At 63.5% G+C, this 23372-nt stretch carries 19 protein-coding genes; 12 read left to right on the top strand and 7 right to left on the bottom strand.

All coding sequences use genetic code 11. From position 1 onward, the window contains the following. Window positions 1-195: 195 nt before the first annotated feature. The 3 genes from ptsP to IRZ56_RS03735 are packed head-to-tail and all read left to right on the top strand — an operon-like array spanning window position 196 to window position 5729. Complete coding sequence (gene ptsP / locus IRZ56_RS03745; RefSeq protein WP_196143691.1) at window positions 196-3048, top strand: phosphoenolpyruvate--protein phosphotransferase; 2853 nt, start codon at window positions 196-198, stop codon at window positions 3046-3048. Next, complete coding sequence (pfkB, locus tag IRZ56_RS03740) at window positions 3049-3996, top strand: 1-phosphofructokinase (RefSeq protein ID WP_196143690.1); 948 nt, start codon at window positions 3049-3051, stop codon at window positions 3994-3996. After that, window positions 3993-5729: a PTS fructose-like transporter subunit IIB gene (locus tag IRZ56_RS03735; protein WP_196143689.1), complete on the top strand. Its 1737-nt coding sequence runs from the start codon at window positions 3993-3995 to the stop codon at window positions 5727-5729. The genes pfkB and IRZ56_RS03735 overlap by 4 nt, the downstream gene beginning before the upstream one ends. Window positions 5730-5842: 113 nt before the next feature. Here the strand turns inward: IRZ56_RS03735 and IRZ56_RS03730 are convergent, their stop codons facing one another. Beyond that, window positions 5843-6070, bottom strand: a complete 228-nt coding sequence (locus tag IRZ56_RS03730) for a DUF3820 family protein (RefSeq protein ID WP_196143688.1) — start codon at window positions 6068-6070, stop codon at window positions 5843-5845. Between the two features lie 200 nt (window positions 6071-6270). Between IRZ56_RS03730 and IRZ56_RS03725 the strand changes: the two genes are divergently transcribed. After that, entirely contained in the window at window positions 6271-6747 is a 477-nt protein-coding gene (locus IRZ56_RS03725; protein WP_084858530.1) for a ferritin-like domain-containing protein, read from the top strand. On the opposite strand, the gene IRZ56_RS03720 is transcribed toward IRZ56_RS03725, so the two are convergent. The 6 genes from IRZ56_RS03720 to norR all read right to left on the bottom strand — a co-directional run bounded on the left by IRZ56_RS03720 (window position 6744) and on the right by norR (window position 13942). Further along, a complete protein-coding gene (locus IRZ56_RS03720; RefSeq protein ID WP_196143687.1) occupies window positions 6744-8240 on the bottom strand; it encodes a sensor domain-containing diguanylate cyclase in 1497 nt (498 codons plus the stop codon). The two genes, IRZ56_RS03725 and IRZ56_RS03720, sit on opposite strands and share 4 nt — an antisense overlap. 360 nt (window positions 8241-8600) lie before the next feature. Beyond that, window positions 8601-9932, bottom strand: coding sequence for an OprD family porin (locus tag IRZ56_RS03715; protein WP_196143686.1), 1332 nt, complete (start codon window positions 9930-9932; stop codon window positions 8601-8603). Window positions 9933-10138: 206 nt separating this feature from the next. Next, a complete protein-coding gene (locus IRZ56_RS03710; RefSeq protein WP_196143685.1) occupies window positions 10139-10363 on the bottom strand; it encodes a hypothetical protein in 225 nt (74 codons plus the stop codon). A gap of 179 nt (window positions 10364-10542) precedes the next feature. Continuing rightward, window positions 10543-11277, bottom strand: a complete 735-nt coding sequence (locus IRZ56_RS03705; protein WP_196143684.1) for a YkgJ family cysteine cluster protein — start codon at window positions 11275-11277, stop codon at window positions 10543-10545. A gap of 91 nt (window positions 11278-11368) precedes the next feature. Further along, entirely contained in the window at window positions 11369-12268 is a 900-nt protein-coding gene (locus IRZ56_RS03700; protein ID WP_196143683.1) for a chemotaxis protein, read from the bottom strand. A gap of 120 nt (window positions 12269-12388) precedes the next feature. Beyond that, window positions 12389-13942: a nitric oxide reductase transcriptional regulator NorR gene (gene norR, locus IRZ56_RS03695; protein ID WP_196143682.1), complete on the bottom strand. Its 1554-nt coding sequence runs from the start codon at window positions 13940-13942 to the stop codon at window positions 12389-12391. 156 nt (window positions 13943-14098) lie between these two features. On the opposite strand from norR, the gene hmpA reads away from it, so the two are divergent. The 8 genes from hmpA (at window position 14099) to alaC (ending at window position 23242) form a co-directional block, all read left to right on the top strand. Then, window positions 14099-15274, top strand: a complete 1176-nt coding sequence (hmpA, locus tag IRZ56_RS03690) for an NO-inducible flavohemoprotein (RefSeq protein WP_196143681.1) — start codon at window positions 14099-14101, stop codon at window positions 15272-15274. Window positions 15275-15907: 633 nt separating this feature from the next. Beyond that, window positions 15908-16414 carry a disulfide bond formation protein B gene (locus tag IRZ56_RS03685; protein ID WP_196143680.1) on the top strand — a complete coding sequence of 169 codons (507 nt, stop codon included), beginning with the start codon at window positions 15908-15910 and terminating at the stop codon, window positions 16412-16414. 559 nt (window positions 16415-16973) lie between these two features. Continuing rightward, a complete protein-coding gene (gene cyoA / locus IRZ56_RS03680) occupies window positions 16974-17918 on the top strand; it encodes a ubiquinol oxidase subunit II (protein ID WP_196143679.1) in 945 nt (314 codons plus the stop codon). Between the two features lie 3 nt (window positions 17919-17921). Further along, on the top strand, window positions 17922-19940 hold the full coding sequence (gene cyoB / locus IRZ56_RS03675; RefSeq protein WP_043208033.1) for a cytochrome o ubiquinol oxidase subunit I: 2019 nt from the start codon (window positions 17922-17924) through the stop codon (window positions 19938-19940). A gap of 3 nt (window positions 19941-19943) precedes the next feature. After that, entirely contained in the window at window positions 19944-20567 is a 624-nt protein-coding gene (gene cyoC, locus IRZ56_RS03670) for a cytochrome o ubiquinol oxidase subunit III (protein ID WP_084858519.1), read from the top strand. Next, on the top strand, window positions 20567-20899 hold the full coding sequence (gene cyoD / locus IRZ56_RS03665) for a cytochrome o ubiquinol oxidase subunit IV (RefSeq protein ID WP_043208038.1): 333 nt from the start codon (window positions 20567-20569) through the stop codon (window positions 20897-20899). The genes cyoC and cyoD overlap by 1 nt, the downstream gene beginning before the upstream one ends. An 11-nt stretch (window positions 20900-20910) precedes the next feature. Next, window positions 20911-21798, top strand: a complete 888-nt coding sequence (gene cyoE / locus IRZ56_RS03660) for a heme o synthase (protein WP_196143678.1) — start codon at window positions 20911-20913, stop codon at window positions 21796-21798. A 235-nt stretch (window positions 21799-22033) separates the two neighbouring features. Next, on the top strand, window positions 22034-23242 hold the full coding sequence (gene alaC, locus IRZ56_RS03655) for an alanine transaminase (RefSeq protein WP_196143677.1): 1209 nt from the start codon (window positions 22034-22036) through the stop codon (window positions 23240-23242). Window positions 23243-23372: the final 130 nt, after the last annotated feature.

Genomic DNA, 23372 nt, shown 5'->3' with positions numbered 1-23372 from the left:
CAATTGTCCGACAGGATGGGGCTTTTTCGTCGCAAGATTATCGAGTAACGTGGCCTCCTGGTCAGGTTAAACGATTCAGCAGGTGATTTACCTGCCGCGGCTTGCCACCCGCGCAAGGTCGTTGCACTGGCCCTTTTCGTGAATTTCACAACAATACCTCAGTACCCGACCCCGGGGCTGCAAAAGGAGAAGGTCATGCTGGAGCTCGCTCAGGAGCAGATCGCCATGGGCCAGGTGGCCGCCGACAAGGCCCAGGCGCTGCGTCTGCTGGCCGATCGGCTGGTCGCTGATGGACTGGTCGCCGAAGGTTACCTGCAAGGGCTTGAGGCTCGCGAGGCGCAAGGCTCGACCTTCCTCGGCCAGGGTATCGCCATTCCCCACGGCACCCCGCAGACCCGTGACCAGGTGTTCGCCACCGGCGTGCGTCTGCTGCAGTTTCCCGAGGGGGTCGAATGGGGCGATGGCCAGGTCGTCTACCTGGCCATCGGCATCGCGGCCCGCTCCGACGAACACCTGCGCCTGTTGCAATTGCTGACCCGTGCCCTGGGCGAGACCGACCTGGCCGAGGCCTTGCGCCGCGCCAGTTCCGCCGAGGCCCTGCTCAAGCTGCTGCAAGGCGCGCCCCAGGCGCTGGCGCTCGATGCGCAGCTGGTGGGCCTGAACCTGGCGGCTGAAGATTTCGATGAACTGGCCTGGCGTGGCGCACGCCTGTTGCAGCGCGCCGGGTGCGTCGAGGCAGGCTTTGCCAGCGTGCTGCAGCAGGCCGAGCCGCTGCCCTTGGGCGAAGGCCTGTGGTGGCTGCACAGCGAACGCCAGGTGCGCCAGCCGGGTCTGGCCTTCGTCACGCCGCAGCAGCCGCTGCGCTATCGCGACCAGCCGCTCAATGGCCTGTTCTGCCTGGCCAGCCTGGGCGTTGCCCACCAGGCGTTGCTCGAGCGCCTGTGCGAGGTGCTGATCGAAGGCCGTGGGCAGATGCTCTACCAGGCCACCAACAGCCGCGACGTGCTCGAGGTGCTGGGCGGTGAGGCGCCGAGCGATTGGCCCTGTGCGCGCATCGTCCTGGCCAACCCCCACGGCTTGCATGCCCGCCCGGCCAAGGTGCTGGCGCAACTGGCCAAGGGCTTCGAGGGCGAGATCCGTGTGCGCCTGCTCGACAGCGGCCAGCCGGCGGTATCGGTCAAGAGCCTGAGCAAGCTGCTGAGCCTCGGTGCCCGGCGTGGCCAGACGCTTGAACTGATCGCCGAACCGAACATCGCGAGCGATGCGTTGCCGGTGTTGCTTGCCGCCATCGAACAAGGCTTGGGCGAAGACGTGGAGCCGCTGCCCGAGCAGGTGGTGCTGGCTACGCCCGTTGCCGTCGAAGTGTTGCAGGCACCTGCCGCCGGCAGCCTGGTCCAGGGTATCGGTGCCGCGCCGGGCATCGCCAGTGGCCCGGCCCATGTCCATGTCGAGCGTGAGATCGATTACCCCCTGCGCGGCGAGTCGCCCGCCCAGGAGCGTCAGAAGCTGCGCCAGGCCCTGGAGACGGTGAACGCCGAACTGCAAGCCTTGGTGCAACGCAGCGACAAGGCTATCGGCGAGATTTTCGTCACCCACCAGGAAATGCTCGCCGACCCGGGCCTGGGCGATGAGGTCGAGCAGCGGCTGGCGCAGGGTGAAAGCGCCGCAGCCGCCTGGATGACCGTCATCGACAGCGCCGCGCGCCAGCAGGAGGCGCTGCACGACGCGCTGCTGGCCGAGCGTGCCGCCGACCTGCGCGACATCGGCCGGCGCGTGCTGGCGCAATTGTGCGGGGTCCAGGCAGTAGCGGAGCCCCAGCAGCCTTATGTGCTGGTAATGGCCGAGGTCGGTCCATCCGACGTGGCTCGCCTGGACCCGGCGCGCGTCGCCGGCATCGTCACCGCACAGGGTGGTGCCACCGCCCATAGCGCCATCGTCGCCCGTGCTCTGGGCATCCCGGCGGTGGTCGGCGTAGGGGCTGCGATCCTGCTGCTAGAGCCCGGTACGCCGTTGCTGCTCGACGGTCAGCGTGGCCGGGTCAGCGTGGCGCCGCCTGCCGACGAACTGCAACGTGCCCTGGCCGAACGCGACCTGCGCGAGCAACGCCTGCAGGCCGCCTGGGCCAAGCGCCACGAACCCGCGGTGAGCCGCGATGGCCGCGCCATGGAGGTGTGCGCGAACATCGGCCAGAGCACCGGCATCGAGAAGGTGGTGGAGCAGGGCGCCGAAGGCGTAGGCCTGTTGCGTACCGAACTGATCTTCATGGCCCACCCCCAGGCACCGGATGTGGCCACCCAGGAAGCCGAATACCGCCGCGTGCTCGATGGCCTGGCCGGGCGCCCGCTGGTGGTGCGTACTCTCGATGTGGGCGGCGACAAGCCCTTGCCCTACTGGCCGATCGCCGCCGAGGAAAACCCCTTCCTCGGCGTGCGTGGCGTGCGCCTGACCCTGCAGCGCCCACAGGTGATGGAAGACCAACTGCGCGCCTTGTTGCGCGCCGCGGATGATCGCCCGTTGCGTATCATGTTCCCGATGGTCGGCCAAGTACACGAATGGCGCGAGGCCAAGGCCATGGTCGATCGCCTGCGCGAGGAAATCCCGGTCGCCGACCTGCAGGTCGGCATCATGGTCGAGGTGCCATCGGCTGCCTTGCTGGCACCACAGCTGGCCCGTGAGGTGGACTTCTTCAGTATCGGCACCAACGATCTGACTCAATACACCCTGGCCATCGACCGTGGCCACCCAAGCCTCTCGGCACAGGCCGACGGCCTCCACCCGGCCGTGCTGCAACTGATCGACATGACCGTGCGCGCCGCCCATGCCCAGGGCAAGTGGGTAGGCGTGTGCGGTGAGCTGGCGGCCGACCCGCAGGCGGTCGCGGTGCTGCTCGGCCTGGACGTGGATGAGCTCAGCGTCGCCGCCCGCAGCATCGCCGAAGTCAAGGCACTGGTTCGCCAGGCCGATCACCAGACGGCCCGCGCCCTGGCGCGCGAGGCCCTGCAACAGGAAAGCGCCGCTGCGGTACGGGCGCTGGTGGAGCGTTACTGAATGGCCAAGATCCTCACCCTCACCCTCAACCCGGCGCTGGACATCACCGTCAGCCTGCAGGCCCTGCACCCGGGGCAGGTCAACCGTAGCCAGGCCCAGCACAGCCATGCCGCCGGCAAAGGCCTGAACGTGGCGCAGGTGCTGGCTGACCTGGGCCATCGCGTGACCGTGGGTGGTTTTCTCGGCCGCGACAACCTGGCGCCGTTCGAAGAACTCATCGCCTGGCGCGGTTTTGTCGACTGTTTTGTGCGGGTGCCTGGCGAGACCCGCAACAACATCAAGCTGGTCGAGGCCGATGGCCGCGTCACCGACATCAACGGCCAGGGGCCTGAGGTCGACGAGGTCGCCCAGCTCGCCCTGATGCGGCGCCTTGAACAGGTGGCGGCAGAGCACGATGCGGTGGTGGTGGCCGGCAGCCTGCCAAGAGGCGTCGATGCTCAGTGGTTCCAGGCCCTGTTGCAGATGCTCAAGGGGCAAGGCCTGAAAGTTGCCCTGGACACCAGCGGCGAAGCATTGCGCGTAGGCCTTCAGGCCCAGCCTTGGCTGGTCAAGCCTAACACCGAGGAATTGGGCGAGGCGCTCGGTGCCGCCATGCACAGCCCGGCTGACCAGCGTGCGGCTGCCCAGCGCCTGTTGGCGTCGGGCATCAAGCATGTGGTGGTGTCCCAGGGCGAGCAGGGCGTCAGCTGGTTCGCCCAGGACCTGGCCTTGCACGGGCAACCGCCCAAGGTGCGGGTGGCCAGCACGGTCGGTGCTGGCGATTCGCTGGTCGCCGGCATGGTCCATGGGCTGCTGCAGGGTGAGCCGGCCGGGCAGACACTGCGCCGCGCCACGGCCATCGCCGCGCAGGCGGTGAGCCAGGTCGGCTTCGGTATCCGCGATCGGGAACAGCTGGCGCGCCTGGAAAGCGCCGTGCAACTGACAGAACAACAAGAGGGTTGCCGATGAACATCGCCATCATCACCGCCTGCCCCAACGGCCAGGTATCCAGCGTGCTGAGCGCGCGCCTGCTGTCGGCGGCGGCCCAGCAGCGGGGCTGGAGCACCAGCGTGGAGGTGCAGGACGCCGAGCATCCCGAGCGCTGCCTGAGCCCGGCGCAGATCGCCGAAGCCGACTGGGTGCTGGTGGTCAGCACTGGTGCTGTGGACCTTGCCCGCTTCGTCGGCAAGCGCGTCTACCAGAGCACGCCTGCCCAGGCCTTGGCAGACCGTGGCAGCTTCCTCGACGAGGCCGCAGCCAAAGCCCAGGTGCTGCAACCGCTGGACGCCGAGCAGGCGCTGCCGGCTGCTGCCGTGCCCAGGCTCGTCGCGGTGACGGCTTGCCCCACGGGGGTGGCTCATACATTCATGGCAGCCGAGGCGTTGCAGCAGGCGGCCAAGGAGCTGGGCTACCAGCTCACCGTGGAGACCCAGGGCTCGGTGGGGGCGCGTAATCCTCTGCCCGCCGAGGCCATCGCTGAGGCCGACGTGGTGCTGCTGGCCGCCGACATCGAGGTGCCGACCGCGCGCTTCGCCGGCAAGCGTATCTACCGCTGCGGCACCGGCATCGCCCTCAAGCAGGCCCGCGCCACCCTCGACAAGGCCTTGGCCCAGGGCAAGGTGGAGGCGACGGGCGAGACGTCCGGCGAGGCCGTGAAAAAGGGCGAGAAGACCGGCGTCTACAAACACTTGCTCACCGGCGTCTCGTTCATGTTGCCAATGGTGGTGGCCGGTGGCCTGCTGATCGCCCTGTCGTTCGTCTTCGGCATCGAGGCCTACAAGGAGCCCGGCACCTTGCCGGCGGCGTTGATGCAGATCGGCGGCGAGGCGGCCTTCAAGCTGATGGTGCCGTTGCTTGCCGGCTATATCGCCTGGTCCATCGCCGACCGGCCCGGGCTTGCCCCCGGCATGATCGGCGGCCTGCTGGCCAGTACCCTTGGTGCGGGCTTCATCGGCGGCATCGTCGCAGGCTTCCTGGCGGGTTACAGCGCCAAGGCCATCAGCCGCTGGGCGCGCCTGCCGAGCAGCCTCGACGCGCTCAAGCCGATTCTGATCATTCCATTGCTCGCCAGCCTGTTCACGGGCCTGGTGATGATCTATGTGGTCGGCCAACCTGTGGCGGCGATGCTCGAAGGCCTGACGCACTTTCTCGACAGCATGGGCACGACCAACGCCGTCCTGCTTGGGCTGCTGTTGGGCGGGATGATGTGTGTCGACCTGGGCGGGCCGATCAACAAGGCGGCGTATGCGTTTTCGGTGGGGTTGCTGGCGTCGTCGAGCTACGCGCCGATGGCGGCGACCATGGCTGCCGGCATGGTGCCGCCGATCGGCCTGGGCATGGCCAGCTTCCTGGCCCGGCGCAAGTTCGCCCAGAGCGAGCGCGAGGCGGGCAAGGCGGCGTTGGCGCTGGGGCTGTGCTTCATTTCCGAGGGCGCAATTCCCTTCGCGGCCAAGGACCCGCTGCGGGTGATCCCGGCGAGCATCGCTGGTGGCGCGCTGACCGGCGCCTTGTCGATGTACTTTGGCTGCAAGCTGATGGCGCCCCATGGCGGTTTGTTCGTGTTGCTGATCCCCAATGCGATCAACCACGCGCTGCTGTACCTGGTGGCGATCCTGGCCGGGAGCCTGCTGACGGCGGTGGTGTATGCGGTGATCAAGAAGGGTGAGCGGGTGGAGCTGGCGGTGGCGCCGGTGAAAGGCTGAGGCCCTGCTCGCGTCTGTGGCCCAATCGCCGGCAAGCCGGCTCCTACAGGTTCTGCGCTGTGCTCAAGAGCAGCGATAACCTTGTCGGAGCCGGCTTGCCGGCGATAGCTGTTTCAAGGCTGGCGCGGCTGTTTGCGCCGCAACGGCACCAGCAATTCCCCCAGCCCGTTGTGATCGATCTCGTGCATCAGGGCCAGCAACCCACCCAGCTCCCCGGCCGGGAAGCCTTTGCGAGCGAACCATGCCAGGTAGTCGCCCGGCAGGTCGGCGATCAGGCGCCCCTGGTACTTGCCGAAGGGCATGGTGCGGGTAACCAGCAGTTGCAGGGATTCGGGTTTCATTGGACGGCCTGGCAGTGCAAAGCGCCGACCATACTGCAAAGTGCACGAACGCCCAAGCGGCAATCATGCAGAACGCCTCGTCAACGGTTGCGCCTGTTGGCTGTAACTTATTGTTTTTAATTGGAATTATATTCTCTGCCTGGCTTGGCACGATGCCTGCTCCTCTACAAGGGACTATCACCTGCCAAGGAGTTTGCGCCATGAGTCATCCAAACAAAGACGTGATCGACGTACTCAACGACCTGATCGAGTACAGCAAAGACGGCGAAAAAGGCTTCAAGGAGTCGGCCGAAGATGTGAAGAACACTGAGCTCAAGGCGTTCTTCGTCCAACGCGCTGGCGAGTGCGCCAGTGCCGCCGCCGAGCTGCAAGGCGAAGTGCGACGCCTGGGCGGCGACCCGGAAACCTCCACCAGTCTGAGCGGCGACCTGCATCGGGGCTGGGTTAATTTCAAGTCGATGCTGACCGGCAAGAGCGAGGAAGCGGTGCTCAACGAGGTCGAGCGCGGTGAGGACTTTGCCCTGAAAGCCTACAAGGACGCGCGCGAGAAGCTGGTCAAGCTTGGCCGCACCGCCAGCGACGAGACCTATGCCCTGGTGGAAAAACAGCTGCAAGGCGTGCAGCGCAACCATGACCAGGTAAAAGCACTGCGCGACGCCGCGCGGGCACGTTCCTAACCCGTGGGGCCTTCCACGCGGTTGCGGCCGTTGGCTTTGGCCCGGTAGAGCGCCTCGTCCGCCGAGCCCAGCAAGCCCGTGAGGTCTTGCTGGGTGCCTGGCGTATGCAGGCTGATGCCGATGCTCACGGTCACCGACCGCTCGTCGTCGCCGAACGGTGGCAGCGCCTGCACGCTGTCGCGTATGCGTTCGGCCAGCAGCCTGGCACCGGGTAGATCGGTGTCGGGCAATACCACCTGGAACTCTTCCCCTCCATAGCGCGCAGCCAGGTCCGCCGGGCGGCGGATGCAGCGCTCTATCGTCTTGGCGACCTCGCGCAGGGCATGGTCGCCGCCAGCATGGCCGTGACGCTGGTTGAAGGATTTGAAGTGATCCACATCCACCATGAGAATGGCCAGCGGCTGGCGGTTGCGCTGGGCGCGGGCCCACTCCTGGCGCAGCACCTGGTCCAGCCGGCGGCGGTTGGCGAGCCCGGTGAGGCTATCGGTGGCTGCAAGGGCCGCCAGGCCTCGCTCGGCCTCTTGGCGGCGGCGCAATTCGCGGCCCAGCAACAAGGTCAGCCAAAGAATACCGATGCACAGCATGCCAGTGGCGACGCCCACCAGGGTCGCGGTGCGACGCCAGGACTGGAACACCTCATCGGAAGCATCCACCACCAGCACGATCAGCGGCAGGTCAGCGACCCGGGCGAAGGTATAGATGCGCTGCACCCCGGTGTGCTCGGACCTGGCGGTGAAACTGCCGCTGCGCTCGTTGAGGATGCGCTGGAAGTTGGGCCGCTCGCTGTAGTCGCTGCCGATCATCGGGTCTTGCGGGCGTGAAGGTTGCCTGGCTAGCAACTGGCCATCGGTGTTGAGCAGGTTGATGCTGCTGTCCTTGCCGATGTCCAAGCGCTCGAACAGCTCGGTGAAATAGTCCAGGCGCAGGGCGCCGGCGGCGACGCCGGCGAATTCGCCATTGGGGCCTGAGATGCGGCGGCTGAAGCTGATGCACCAGTCCAGCTCGCCCAGACGGGCCTTGAACGGCGGGCTGATGAACAGGCCAAGGTCCGGTCGGTCGCGGTGAGCCTGGAAGGCGATGGTATCGGCGAAATTGGCCTGGCGTGGCCGCGTATGCAGCGAGTCGCCCAGCACATCGCCGTGGGCGCCGAGCCAGAGGATATCCCCACGCACCGGGGCGGCGAAGGTCTGGTTGAAGAGGATCTGCTGGCGCAGCTCTGGCGATGTGTTTAGCAATTCGGGATGTTTCACCGCCCAGATCAGCCCGTGCAGGGACTGGTCATAGAGTTCGACGTTGCGCAGGATATCGCTTTCGATGAGTTGGACGATATTGCCCGAAGAACGTATGGCCGACTGCTCGACGCTGTCGCGCTCGCGGGCCAGCAGGTAGCTGACGATGGCTACGATGGCGAGCACGGCGAGGCAACTGCCCAGGTTGAGGATCAGTTCGGGGTGCGACCTGTACAGGGAAGAACGCGATGATCGGGTGGGCATGCTCGCTACTGCACGGGCGGGGCCATTACGCGGCGGCAGTATTCTAGGGAAGCCCGCAGGGGCGAACAAGATTCGGTCGACGGAAAACATGGAGCCCTGGCCGAATGCCAGTCCAATTGAGCCTTGTCGGCTGCAGCTGGGGCTGCTGTGCAGCCCATCGCCGGCAAGCCGGCTCCCACAGGGGGACCAGCGCTAGCCGCTTGTTCTTTGCGCGACAGCGCAGCCCGGGAGGGATGGGTTATCTCCCACAGGTACTGCGCTGCTTCCAGATGTGGGAGCTGGCTTGCCAGCGATAGGGCCTGGGCAAGTAACTCTAGATAGTTGCTCCCACAAGGCGCAGCCCCTCGCCGGGCCTTGAGGTCAGAAGATGTTCAAGGGGTAGTCGACGATCACCCGCACTTCATCGTTATCGCTGTTGTCGTCGATATCGGCGTAGCCCTGGCTGCCGCGGTGGCTGGCGTAGCGCAGCAGCACCGACAGGTCCTTGAGGTTGCCTTCCTGGAACACGTACTTGATGTCCAGGTCGCGTTCCCAGTGCATGGCGTTCTTGCCATCGGCGTTGTAGTACCCGTAGTAGTCGCTCTGGGCCGCCTTGGTCAGGTCGGCTTCGCCGCGCGAGTAGGAAACCGAGGTGCTCAAGCCGGGAATGCCGACGCCTGTGAAGTCATAATCGTACTGCAGCTTCCAGGAACGCTCGTTGGGGGCGTTGAAGTCCGAATACATGCGCGAGTTGTCGAGGTACACGCTGTCGCCCAGGTTGATGTAGTCGAACGGCGTGTTGCCGTTCACGCGCTGGTAGGCGGCAGTGATGCTGTGGTAGCCGGCATTGACGGTGAAGTGCAGGCTATAGGTGTTGTTGTCGATAGTGCCCAGCAGCGCCTGGCCGGTGTCCTGGGTGTGGTAGAAGTGCAGGCCGGGGTTGAGGCTGACCAGGTCGTTGACCACATAGGTGTAGTCGAAATCGAAGTAGTACTGGTTCCAGATGTCCTTCAGTTCAGCGGCGTACAAGTTGGTGGTGATGTTCTCTGTACCGCTCCAGGACAGGCCGGCCCAGCTCAGGTGGTCGCTCTTGGTGCCGTCCGCCAGTTGCCCATAGTAGGTGTCGATGCGGCGGTGGCCGCTCTGGTTGTAGGGCTTGGTGAAGCTGACCTGGCCGCCTTCGAGCAGCAGGCCGTCGATGCTGGTGTTGGTCAAGCTCACGCCGCGGAAGGTCTGCGGCAGCATGCGGGTTTCCCCGCCGGCGATCACTGGGTTGGTGAGGAACAGGTCACCGGCCTTGAGCTCGGTGTCGAAGGCCTTGAACTTGACCGCCGCGCCTGCGGTGGAGAAGGCATGTGGGGCTGCGCCCAGCTCACCGTTGTCCTTGAAGTGCTCGGGCAGGATGCTGGTACCGGCATGGCCGCCACCGCCGTCGAGCTTCAGGCCCAGGATGCCGTGGGCATCGAGGCCAAAGCCGACCACGCCCGGCGTGTAACCGGACTCGAAGCGCGCGACGGCACCCTGGCCCCATTCGCGCAGATCACGCACGCCTGGGTTGAGGTTGTTGCGGTTGAAGTAGGCATTGCGAAAATGCAGGTTCAGGGTTGCGCCTTCGATGAAGCCATCAGCCTTGGCTTCATCGGCGTGTGCGGCGACAGGCATCGTTGCGGCGAGTGCAACGAACAACGGGGTAAAGCGAAACGCGGAAGACACCGGTACGAGCTCCTTTGGTCTGGCGGTGAGGCGTTGTTGTTTTCGGGTTTTGCAAGTTTCTTTATGGGATACGTAACAGCGTGGCTGATAATTCGGGCACATAAAAAAAGCCGCTGATCGGCAGCGGCTTTAAAAGGCTAACATATCGACGCACAAGGCGCCCACGGGCTAGCCGAGGGAAAAACAGGCGCTATGAAAGTCGTCGATCAACTTTCGCTCTGATCATCGGTAACGACCTTGGAGGCAGTCTGCCGCACGTCTTTTGCCGCGTCTGCTTGCTGAGCGGCATAGGCGTCGCGGGCGTCTTGGTGAACAGCGGAAAGTTCGGCGTTACGGGCTACGAAGGCCGGCGATTCTTCAGCCATGGCCAGGGGCGACAGCAACAGGGACGACAGGACGAAAACGCTGGCAATACCCATACTGTTGGACATTTGAAACAACCTTCTTGCAAGGCAAGTGTTAATTGGGACAGGCGTAAGTTAGTCCTAACACAGGCGCGGAAACAGGCTTGAGTTGGATAAGCACTGTTGCGCAAAAAGTAATGATCAAGTCGGAAAATAGCCGGATCTCACCGCAAACCCGCGTAGTTGAGGGCTTGGCAGGGGTGTCGTCAGAAGCCGATGAAGGCGTAGTACACCGGCGTCTCGGCGGTGGTCAGCAACCCATGGCTGGCCAGCTCCTGAGCAAGGGCGGGGGCCTCGACATGAAGCGTCCAGGGCGCATGGTTGTCGTCCGGCACCTGTGCCAGGGCCTGGGCGAATGGCTCCATCGCCGGCAGGTAGGCAGTGAACCCGTTGCCCTTGAGGGCGCTGGTGGTCATGCCCAGGGCCTGGCAGATGGCGACCTTGGCCGCGATGTCGTCGCGGTCGGCCTGGCGCGAGGCCTCGATCAGCGCCGCCAACTGCGGGTCCACCGGTACCTGGCCATGGATCAATTCGGGGCCTTGTTGCCAGGCCTCGGGTGGGCAATCCTTGTTCTCCGGGCGCAGTGGCAAGTGCGGGTTGATCTCCGCCGGGTAGATACGGCACACCAGCGGGCGGGTTTCATAGATGGTGCACAGGTCGTTGTCGTCCAGGTTGCGACAGCGGCCGGGGTTGAACGCGGCGAAGGTCACCGAGACGCGCAGCTCGGCTTCGCCGCAGGCCACCGGGCAGGAACGGCGCAGCACATGGTCGCGCTGCTCGGCGGGCAGGCCTGGGCCGTCAACGACGAAGCCTTCGATCAGCACCACCATCTGGCCGCCGCTGGCCGCCCACTGGCGGGCTTCGCCCAGGGTCAGCGGAACATGGTGGCCGGTGCAGCACTTACCGCAACCGGTGCAGGCGAAACGGATGTTTTCGGTCACGGGGTTGTGGCCACTCGCTGACGAAGGAAGCTGCGCGAATTATGCCCGAGCACACCCTGCCTGCAAGCCCAGGTGTTGGTTACCTGGGATCTCAGTGCTCGGCAAACACCACCGTGCGCGCCGCCACCACCAGGCAGTCGGTCAACTCTGGCGAGGAGAACTTGGTGAGGATGGCATTGGCTCCGGCCAGCTTGGCCTTCTCGGCGCTCATGGTGCTGTCCAGCGAAGTGTGCAGCAGCACGTAGAGGTGCTGGAAGTCCGGGCTTTCACGCAGGGTACGGGTGAAGGCGTAGCCGTCCATCTCGGACATCTCGATATCCGAGACGATGATATTGATCTCCCGCTCGGTGCCTTGTAGCTCCAGCAGCACGTTGATCGCATCCTTGGCGCTGCGCGCGGTATGGCATTCGATGCCCAGGTTGCGCAGGGTATGGACCGATTGCTGCAGCGCGACCTGGCTGTCGTCCACCACCAGGATGTTGGCGGCGGCCAAGAGGCTGGCATCTTCTTCGCTGAGCTCGCCCGGATGGGGCTCGGGTTCTGGCGGGGCAATGGCATGGATGACCTTTTCGATGTCCAGTACCTGGACCAAGGTGTTGTCCACGCGGGTGACGCCGGTGATGAACGAACGGGTGCCGGAGCCGTAGGGCGGTGGTTTTATGTCGGTGCTCAGGCAGTGCACGATGCGGCTCACCGCCTGTACGTGCAGGCCTTGGCGCGAGCGGCTGATCTCGGTGACGATCAGGCAGCCGCCATCCGGGTCGGCCAGGGGCTGTTCGCCGATGGCGCGGGACAGGTCGATCACCGACAGCGGGTTGCCACGCAGGGTGGCCACGCCTTTGACGTGGGGGTGCGACTCCGGCAGCTTGGTCAGCGACGGGCAGGGGATGATTTCGCTGACCTTGAGCAGGTTGATCGCCATCAGCTTGCCGCTGCGCAGGGTGAACAGCAGCAGGGACAACGAGTCCGCACGGGCGTTTTGCGTGGCCATGGGCAACCTTCGAGTCTGTCGGGAATAAAGGAGGATGCCGGGTTATCGGCCTGTTCGGGTCAGGCTTTAGGTCGATGGCCCCATCGCGGTCCGACTTGTCCCGCGATTGGGCCGCTTCGCTCAGCGCAGGCCCAGTCGCTTGGCCAGCCGGCTGAGGTTGGCCCGGTCCAGCCCTAGCTCCCGTGCTGCCGACGCCCAGTTGTCTTGGTGCTTGACCAGGCAGGCCTCGATCAAGCGTCGCTGGTAATCGTCCACCGCCTCGCGCAGGCCGCCCTGGGGCAGACTGGCCTGTGGTGCGGCGAGCGACGGTGTCGGCTCGGCGTTGGCCGGCAGGGCAGGGCGCAGGTCCAGGTCGCTGGCTTCCAGGGTCAGGATCCGCGGGCGCTGGGCATGCTGGCCGAGCGCCTTGAGCGCCGAGCGGCCGATCAGGTGCTCGAGTTCGCGTACATTGCCGGGCCAGTCGTAGGCCAGCAGGGCGGCCTGGGCGTCGGTGCTCAGGCGCAAGCTGTTCAGGCCCAAGCGCGAGCGGTTCTGCTCGAGGAAATAGCCGGCGATCAGCAACACGTCGCGACCGCGCTCGCGCAATGGCGGGACCTGCAGCGGGTAGACGCTCAGGCGATGATAGAAGTCGGCGCGGTACTTACCGTTGCGCACCTCCTCGGCCAGGTCGCGGTTGGTGGCGGCGATCAGGCGCACGTCGACCCGGTGCTCCCGGTCCGAACCCAGGCGCTGCAGTTGCCCGCTCTGCAACACGCGCAGCAGCTTGGCCTGCACGGCCAATGGCAGCTCGCCCACCTCGTCGAGGAACAGCGTGCCGCCGTTGGCCAGCTCGAACTTGCCCCGGCGTTCGCCATGGGCGCCGGTGAAGGCGCCACGCACATGGCCGAACAGTTCGCTTTCCACCAGCGTGTCGGGCAGGGCTGCGCAGTTGAGGCTGATCAGCGGTTTGTCGGCCCGGGCGCTGGCGCGGTGCAGGGCCTGGGCCACCAGCTCCTTGCCCACACCAGTCTCGCCGGTGATCAGCACGGTCAGGTCGCTGCCGCCAACCAGGCGGATCTCCTCCAGCAGGCGCTTGTGCGCCTTGCTCTGGCCGATCAGCTCCTTGTCCAGACCACTGGCCTGGCGGTAGACCTCGGCGCGCTGGTGTTCATCCTCGGCGCGCAGCGACAGGTCCTCGATACGTTCGGCCACGGTCACAGTGGCGGCGGCGAGGCTGGCGAACGCTTGCAGGGCATCCAGCTCCAGACTCTGGAACTGCCCGGGGGTGAGGGCGTCGAGGGTCACCAGACCCCAGGGCCGTTCATCCACCATCAAGGGACAACCCATGCAATCGTGCACTTCCAGGTCGGCATGAGGCGCGTTGACCAAGCCGTCGTAGGGGTCGGGCAGTTCGCTGTCGCTGGCGAAGCGGGTTGGCCCGCTGCGGCTGAGCAGGATCTGGAAACGGGGGTGTTCGCTGACCTTGAAGCGTCGCCCGAGGGTGTCGGCCGACAAGCCATCAACGGCCAAGGGCACCAGCCATTCGCCATCCAGGCGCAGCAGCGCGGCGGCGTCACATGGCAGAAGACCGCGCATCGCTTCGAGCAGGCGCCGATAGCGCTCTTGGTCGGGTAGGTCGCGGGACAGGTCGCTGACCAGCGGCAGCAGGCTGGTGAGGAGGGGCTTTGCAGTCATAAGGACTCCTGTTGGTCGATATGACTATACGCCGGTCAGTGTCGTTTTGACTCCCCCTTGTATGGAGCCCCCGGATTCATTGGCCGGAAAAGTTGGCACGATTGGTGATATAGCCAAGGCAGTCAAGTTCAAGCCATAGGCTCAGGAGTCGTTGCAATGCTCAATGCCGAACAACGTGCAATCATCAAGGCCACCGTTCCGCTGCTCGAAAGCGGCGGCGAAGCCCTGACCACTCACTTCTACAAGATGATGCTCAGCGAGTACCCCGAGGTACGCCCGCTGTTCAACCAGGCTCACCAGGCCAGCGGCGACCAGCCGCGTGCCCTGGCCAACGGCGTGCTGATGTACGCCCGCCACATCGACCAGCTGGAACAGCTCGGCGGCCTGGTTGGCCAGATCATCAACAAGCATGTTGCCCTGCAGATCCTGCCCGAGCACTACCCGATCGTCGGCAGATGCCTGCTGCGCGCCATCGAGGAAGTCCTGGGCAAGGACATCGCTACGCCGGAAGTGATCGACGCCTGGGGCGCAGCCTATGGGCAACTGGCCGACATCCTCATCGGCGCCGAGGAAAACCTCTATAAGCAGAAGGAAGAGGCCGCCGGTGGCTGGCGTGGTACCCGTGAATTCCGCCTGGTGCGTCGTGAGCAGGAAAGCAGCGAAATCACCTCGTTCTATTTCGCTCCGGTGGATGGCAAGCCGGTACTCAAGGCCGAGCCCGGCCAGTACATCGGCCTGCAGTTGTTCGTCGACGGCACCGAACAGCGCCGTAACTACTCCCTGTCGGCCCTTTGCGATGGCGAGCAGTACCGCATCAGCGTCAAGCGTGAAGAAGGCGGCAAGGTATCGAACTACCTGCATGACCAGTTGATGGTCGGCCAAACGCTGCAGCTGTTCCCACCATCCGGTGATTTCACCCTGGCCGCCAGCGACAAACCGCTGGTGCTCATCAGTGGCGGTGTGGGCATCACCCCGACCCTGGCCATGCTCCAGGCCGCACTGCAGACCCAGCGCCCGGTGCATTTCATCCATTGTGCGCGCAATGGCGCGGTGCATGCCTTCCGCGACTGGATCGACGGCCTGGCCGCGCGTCACCCGCAGCTAAAACGCTTCTACTGCTACGAGCAGGGCGGCAGCGGCGAAGCCGATGCCGTGGGCCTGCTGAGCCAGGAACAACTGGGTCAGTGGCTGCCGGGCGAGCGTGACGTGGACGCCTACTTCTTGGGGCCTAAAGGCTTCATGGCGGCGGTCAAGCGCCACCTGAAAGGCCTGGGCGTGCCGGAGCAGCAGAGCCGCTACGAGTTCTTCGGGCCGGCGGCGGCGTTGGAATAACGAACCGATAGCAGCGATGACCCGATCGCCGGCAAGCCGGCTCCCACCAGGCCTGCGCTGTCTTAAGAGACACCGCCGTACCTGTAGGAGCTGGCTTGCCAGCGATAGGACCGGTGCAAGCAACTCAAGACAGTTGGCTCCCACCTGTGCTGCGCTGTTTCATAGGCGCCGCCGTACCTGTGGGAGCCGGCTTGCCGGCGAAGCGGACTCCATGGTTTTTCCAATCGCTGGCAAGCCAGCTCTCGTACGCGGTGTTCCCGAACGTGGGTAATCGAGACGAAACGAACGTGACATCGTGCGTGCGGGGGCTGGCTTGCCAGCGATTGGGCCTTGCTAGCCTTCCTTTATATAGAAGGAGATGAAATAAGCAGGCGCAATTTCATCTTTAATCTTCCATTAATCACGGTATCCTTCACTCCCGGGTGTCGAGGGGCTTTCGCCTGTCCGACATCCGGGCTGCCGCTTTTGGGCGGGCGACGTTGAACCGACGTCGCTTCGTCTGGTCAGAAGTCGTCACCGGATAGCCCCAGCGCAGTACCGCATGCCGCCTCGGCGCGCGTGTAGACTGTCGCCAGGCAGGCCAACGCCCTGACGGGCCCCTCGCCTTGCCACTATCCATCGAAGGAACCGGTAATGAACGAACAAACCTCGCACCTGAACCGCGAACGGCGCTTCCTGGTGTTGCTGGGCGTGATCTGCCTGTCGCTGATCGGCGGCGCGCTCTACATGCAGGTGGTGCTCGGCGAGGCACCATGCCCGCTGTGCATTCTGCAACGCTACGCGCTGCTGTTGATCGCGGTATTCGCCTTCATCGCCGCGGCCATGCCCGGTCGGCGCAGCCTGACCTTCTTCGAAGCCCTGGTGGTGCTCAGCGCAATCGGCGGAATCGTTGCGGCCGGCAACCATGTGTATATACTCGCGCACCCGATGGTCAGTTGCGGTATCGATACCCTGCAGCCGATCGTCGATGACCTGCCGCTGGCACACGTGTGGCCGCTGGCGTTCCAGGTCGATGGGTTCTGCTCCACGCCTTATCCGCCAATTCTGGGGTTGTCCCTGGCGCAATGGGCACTCCTGGCGTTCGTCCTCACCGCGGTCCTGGTGCCGCTGGGCATCTATCGCAATCGTCGGCGGGGTTAGACAAAAGTCCCGCTTCGAGGCCTCTCTGTTGCATGGCGAGATAACATCTTTACCTCGCCTCCTGCTTGACCTAGATCAACGACAAAGCCTTGTAGAATGCGGGCTCCAGGGCTATCAAGCGGGGTGCGACAAACTGTCGCGAAGTTGATTTTTTGAGCAGTATTGTTACCAATTCGGTAAAAGACTGTTGCTCAATAAGTCATAGTCAAGGGGGGGCGACCTATCTACAATCGCCCCCAATTTCCGTTCGGCACTGCTTGCGAGTCGCAGGATTGGAGGAAGCCGCAGCGCTTTCTTTTGCTGACTTCGACAAGTTTCGCCCAACGGCGATACCGGGCGGACCCCCCTCCGCGTTTTCCCGCACCAAATGGACTTGGTCTGAAGTACAGGCCGTTAGCCTACGAACCACAAAGCACCGTAAACCCGCTCGCGCCCAGGTCCAGCAGTCGGACCACAGGCAGGAGCGAATTCGAGCCCGAAATGCTGACGCTTGGCAGGACGAAGTGTTGGCGACCAAAACACAAATTGCATTGAAGCAAGCTGATCTAGAGGTCGTGAGATGAGTAAAAAGCGTTACCCCAGACTGTTTGGCATATTGCCCTTTTTAGGCATGCTTTTACTCAGTGGGTGCAACTGGACCCTGCTCGATCCAAAGGGCCAGGTGGGCATTGAGCAAAAGAACCTGATCCTGATCGCCACCGGCCTGATGCTGCTGGTCGTCATCCCGGTCATCATCATGACCATCGCGTTCGCCTGGAAGTACCGTGCTTCCAACAAGGCTGCCACCTACACCCCCGACTGGTCGCACTCGACCAAGATCGAAGCGGCTGTCTGGATCATCCCGATCCTGATCATCATCGCCCTGGGCTACGTCACCTACCACTCCACCCACAAGCTGGACCCATACCGTCCACTGGATTCCGATGTGAAGCCGGTGCAGATCGACGTGGTCGCGCTGGACTGGAAATGGCTGTTCATCTACCCGGAGCAGGGCATCGCCACGGTCAACAAGATCGTCTTCCCGGCTAACACCCCGGTCAACTTCCGCGTGACTTCCGACGCCGTGATGAACTCCTTCTTCATCCCGGGCCTGGGCGGCCAGATCTACGCCATGGCCGGCATGACCACCAAACTGCACCTGATCGCCAACGAGAACGGTGAGTTCGACGGTATCTCCGCCAACTACAGCGGCGCCGGTTTCACCGGCATGAAGTTCAAGGCTACTGCAACCTCCCAGGCTGACTTCGAGAAGTGGGTCGCCGAGGTCAAGCAGTCGCCGAAGAAGCTGGATAAGGCTGAATACGAAGCCTTGGCCAAACCTAGCGAAAACAACCCAGTCACGCTGTACAGCGAGGCTTCGGCTGACCAGTTCCAGATCATCGTCGACAAGTACGAAGGTATGAACCGCGGTCGCCCAAGCCACGAAGAAGTAGGCAGCAAGGAACTGGCCACTACCAAGGGTGTGGAATCGAGTATGCAACCAGCTGCCGGGGCAGAGGAGTAAGAGATGTTCGGTAAACTAAGTCTGGAGGCGATACCCTATCACGAGCCGATAGTCATGGTGACGCTTGCCATGATTGCGCTCGGTGGTATCGCTTTGGTCGGTGCTATCACCTATTTCCGCAAGTGGACCTACTTGTGGACTGAGTGGCTGACCACGGTCGACCACAAGAAGATCGGGGTGATGTACATCATCGTCGCGATGGTCATGCTGCTGCGCGGCTTCGCCGACGCCATCATGATGCGTACCCAGCTCGCTGCCGCTACCGGTGGCGCCGAAGGCTACCTGCCGCCTGAACACTATGACCAGATCTTCACCGCCCACGGTGTGATCATGATCATCTTCATGGCGATGCCGTTCTTCACCGGCCTGATGAACCTGGCGGTTCCTCTGCAGATCGGTGCACGTGACGTTGCCTTCCCGTTCCTGAACTCCCTGAGCTTCTACCTGCTGCTGGCAGGCGTGCTGCTGGTCAACATCTCCCTGGGCGTTGGCGAATTCGCCAAGACCGGTTGGGTTGCCTATCCGCCGCTGGCGGGCATCCAGTACAGCCCTGGCGTGGGTGTCGACTACTACATCTGGGCGCTACAGCTCTCAGGCTTGGGTACGACGCTTACCGGCGTGAACTTCCTCGTCACCGTGATGAAGATGCGCGCCCCTGGCATGAAGCTGATGGACATGCCGATCTTCACCTGGACCTGCACCTGGGCCAACGTGCTGATCGTCGCTTCGTTCCCGATCCTGACTGCTGCTCTGGCCCTGCTGACCGTTGACCGTTATCTGGACTTCCATATCTTCACCAACGAGCTTGGTGGGAACCCGATGATGTACGTCAACCTGTTCTGGGCATGGGGTCACCCTGAGGTCTACATCCTGATCCTGCCGGCCTTCGGCGTGTTCTCGGAAGTCACCTCGACCTTCGCAGGCAAGCGCCTGTTCGGTCACCACTCGATGATCTACGCATCGGGCGCGATCGCCGTTCTCGGCTTCGCGGTCTGGCTGCACCACTTCTTCACCATGGGTGCCGGCGCCAGCGTCAACACCTTCTTCGGCCTGGCGACGATGCTGATCTCCATTCCGACCGGTGTGAAGCTGTTCAACTGGCTGTTCACCATCTACCAAGGTCGTCTGCGCTTCACCGCGCCGATCATGTGGACCCTGGGCTTCATGGTCACCTTCTCCATCGGTGGCATGACCGGCGTCCTGCTGGCTGTTCCAGGTGCTGACTTCGTCCTGCACAACAGCCTGTTCGTGATCGCCCACTTCCACAACGTGATCATCGGTGGTGCGGTATTCGGCTACATCGCCGGCTTCGCCTACTGGTTCCCGAAAGCCTTCGGTTTCACCCTGAACGAGAAGTGGGGCAAGGCTGCCTTCTGGTTCTGGATCTCCGGCTTCTACGTAGCGTTCATGCCGCTGTACGCCCTGGGCTTCATGGGCATGACCCGTCGTCTGAACCACTCGGACAACCCGGCTTGGGAACCGTACCTGTACGTTGCCGTCGTCGGCGCCGTGCTGATCCTGTTCGGTATCGCTTGCCAGCTGATCCAGCTGTACGTATCGGTTCGCGACCGCAACCAGAACCTGGACGTCACCGGCGACCCATGGGGCGGCCGTACCCTGGAATGGTCGACCTCGTCGCCACCTCCGTTCTACAACTTCGCCCACATGCCTGAGAAGGTTGGCCTGGACGCCTGGCACGAAGCCAAGGAAGCCGGTGTCGCCTACAAGCCTGCGGCCAAGTACGAAGCGATCCACATGCCGAGCAACACCTCCACCGGTTTGTTCATGGGCCTGTTCCTGACCGTCTTCGGCTTCGCCTTCATCTGGCACATCTGGTGGCTGGTAGGCGCGAGCCTGGTTGCAACCATCGCTGTCTTCGTTCGCCACGCTGCGCGTGACGACCAGGGCTACATGGTTCCGGCCGAAGAAGTGGCGCGCATCGAAGGCGAGCGCATGAAAGCGCTGGCCAAAGCAGGTGCTCTGCCTGCCGGCGCACGTGTCGAATCGTTTGAGCGGGTGTAATCAATGTCCAGTCAAGTAATCCACGCCGGCGCTCATGGTCACGACCATGGGCACGACGACCACCACCACGACTCGGGCCAGATGACCGTACTCGGTTTCTGGCTGTACCTGATGACCGACTGCATCCTGTTTGCGTCGCTCTTCGCCACCTACGCGGTGCTGTCCGGCAGTTTTGCCGGCGGCCCGTCGGGTCATGACATCTTCCAGCTCGATTTCGTAGCTGTCGAAACCGCACTGCTGCTGCTGTCGTCGATCACCTTCGGCTTCGCCATGCTGCAGATGTTCAAAGGCAACAAGGGCGGCGTGCTGGGCTGGTTGGCCATCACCTTCCTGTTCGGTGCCGGCTTCATCGCGATGGAAGTCTATGAGTTCCATCACCTGATCGGCGAAGGCTACGGCCCGAACCGCAGCGGCTTCCTGTCGGGCTTCTTCGCCCTGGTAGGTACCCACGGTCTGCACGTGACTGCCGGCCTGATCTGGATGGCTGTACTGATGTACCAGATCAGCACCAAGGGCATCACCCCGACCGCCAAGACCCGCATGAGCTGCCTGAGCCTGTTCTGGCACTTCCTGGACGTGGTCTGGATCTGCGTCTTCACCGTCGTCTACCTGCTGGGAGTTCTGTAATGGCTAGCGCACACGACACTCATCACGAAGGCAACCACGGCAGCGTCAAGTCGTACGCGATCGGCTTCATCCTGTCGATCATCCTGACCGCGATCCCGTTCGGTCTGGTGATGTACCCGAGCCTGCCGAAGAACCTGACCGTCCTGATCGTGGTGGCCATGGCCGTCATCCAGGTGGTGGTGCACCTGGTGTACTTCCTGCACATGGACCGCTCGAAAGAGCAGCGCTCCAATGTGTCGACGTTCCTGTTCACCACTCTCGTAATCGCTCTGTTGGTCGGCCTGTCGCTGTGGATCATGTTCAGCATCCACATCGAAATGATGGCCAAGTGAGGTAAGACTGCATGTCCGTGAAGCACTTTATCCAAATCACCAAACCGGGGATCATTTTCGGTAACGTGCTTTCCGTGGCAGGCGGTTTCTTCCTTGCCGCGAAGGGCCATGTGGACTTCGCCCTGTTCCTGGCGGTGGTGGTGGGTACCTCCCTGGTGGTCGCGTCCGGATGCGTGTTCAACAACTGCATCGACCGCGACATCGACCAGAAGATGGAGCGCACCAAGAACCGCGTCATGGTCCAGGGCGGTATGTCGCTGCCCTTCGCGCTGGTCTATGCCACCCTGCTTGGGGTGGCGGGCTTCAGCTTGCTGTATGTCCAGGCCAACCCGCTGTCGGCGTTCTGTGCGCTGGTGGGCTTCGTCGTCTACGTCGGCTTCTACAGCCTCTGGCTCAAGCGCAAGTCGGTGCACGGCACCTTGGTCGGCAGCCTGTCCGGTGCCATGCCTCCGGTGATCGGTTATTGCGCCGTGAGCAACAGCTTCGACCTGGCTGCAGTGACCCTGCTGGTGATGTTCAGCCTGTGGCAGATGCCGCACAGCTTCGCCATCGCCATCTTCCGCTTCAAGGACTACAGCGCGGCCAACATCCCGGTCCTGCCGGTGGCGCGCGGTATCCTGGCGGCGAAGAAGCAGATCGTGCTGTACGTGCTGGCCTTCGTGCTGGCTACCCTCATGCTCACCCTTGGTGGCTATGCAGGGCTTGGCTACCTGGCCGTTGCCGCCGCCATGGGCCTGTACTGGCTGTACATGGCCTGGGGTGGCTACAAGGCTGAGGACGACAGCAAGTGGGCGCGCAAGGTATTCGGTTTCTCCATCCTCACTGTCACCGCCCTGAGCGTGATGATGTCGGTGGACAGCCAGACCGCTACCGACGTGCTCATGACCTACGCACGCTGACAGTCGCCTGTTACACGAAAAGCCCCGGCCATGTGCCGGGGTTTTTTTATGCATGTTCGGGCCCTATCGCGGGGCAAGCTCGCTGGCACATGGAAAAATAAACCTGAAAAAAACGATAAAAACAGGAAATAGACCTTTACAGAGGTCGTGTTTCGGCACTATCTTCTGATTCAGGCCGCCGCAGCGGCCAGCGTCGCTCGGACGGTTCCGGGCGCTTACGTACTCAGAGGAAGCCATGGCCAACCCAGGTTCGCCGCGCCGCTTTGCGCGCATCGATCGTCTCCCCCCTTACGTCTTCAACATCACCGCCGAGCTCAAGATGGCGGCCCGCCGTCGTGGCGAGGACATCATCGACCTGAGCATGGGCAACCCCGACGGTGCTACCCCACCGCACATCGTCGAGAAGCTGGTGCAGGTCGCCCAGCGCGAAGACACCCACGGTTACTCCACCTCTCGCGGTATCCCGCGCCTGCGCCGGGCCATCTCGCACTGGTACAAGGACCGCTACGATGTCGAGATCGACCCGGAAAGCGAAGCCATCGTCACCATCGGTTCCAAGGAAGGCCTGGCACACCTGATGCTCGGCACCCTCGACCATGGCGACACGGTGCTGGTGCCCAACCCCAGCTACCCGATCCATATCTACGGTGCAGTGATCGCAGGCGCCCAGGTACGATCGGTGCCGCTGGTGCCGGGCGTGGACTTCTTCAACGAGCTGGAGCGGGCGATTCGCGAGTCGATCCCCAAGCCGAAGATGATGATCCTGGGCTTCCCGTCCAACCCGACGGCGCAGTGCGTCGAGCTGGACTTCTTCGAGCGCGTGGTGGCCCTGGCCAAGCAGTACGATGTGCTGGTAGTCCACGACCTGGCCTATGCCGACATCGTCTACGACGGCTGGAAGGCGCCGTCGATCATGCAGGTACCCGGCGCCAAGGACATCGCCGTGGAATTCTTCACCCTCTCCAAGAGCTACAACATGGCTGGCTGGCGCATCGGCTTCATGGTCGGCAACCCGGAGCTGGTCAGCGCCCTGGCACGGATCAAGAGCTACCACGACTACGGCACCTTCACCCCGCTGCAGGTCGCGGCCATCGCCGCGCTGGAAGGCGACCAGCAGTGCGTGCGCGATATCGCCGAGCAGTACCGCCAACGGCGCAACCTGCTGGTCAAGGGGCTGCATGAGCTCGGCTGGATGGTCGAGAACCCCAAGGCTTCGATGTATGTCTGGGCGAAGATCCCCGAAGCCTATGCCCACCTGGGTTCGTTGGAGTTTTCCAAGAAGCTGCTGGCCGAGGCCAAGGTCTGCGTATCGCCCGGCATCGGCTTCGGCGACTACGGTGACGACCATGTGCGCTTCGCCCTGATCGAGAACCAGGACCGTATCCGCCAGGCGATCCGGGGCATTCGGCAGATGTTCCGGGCCGATGGTCTGACCCGCAAGTAACGGCGCAAACGGGGCTGCGAGTCGGCCCCGTTTTTCCCGGATCAGCGGCAAACTATTTTTGCTTTACCCCTCTTCTCAGCCACCCCGGCTTGGATTGAAAATGGCGCGCGGGCCCAGCCCCGAAAACAAC

The sequence above is a fragment of the Pseudomonas guariconensis genome (assembly GCF_015680235.1).
Taxonomy (GTDB): Bacteria; Pseudomonadota; Gammaproteobacteria; order Pseudomonadales; family Pseudomonadaceae; genus Aquipseudomonas; species Aquipseudomonas guariconensis_A.
This window is presented reverse-complemented; position numbering and strand designations above follow the sequence as displayed.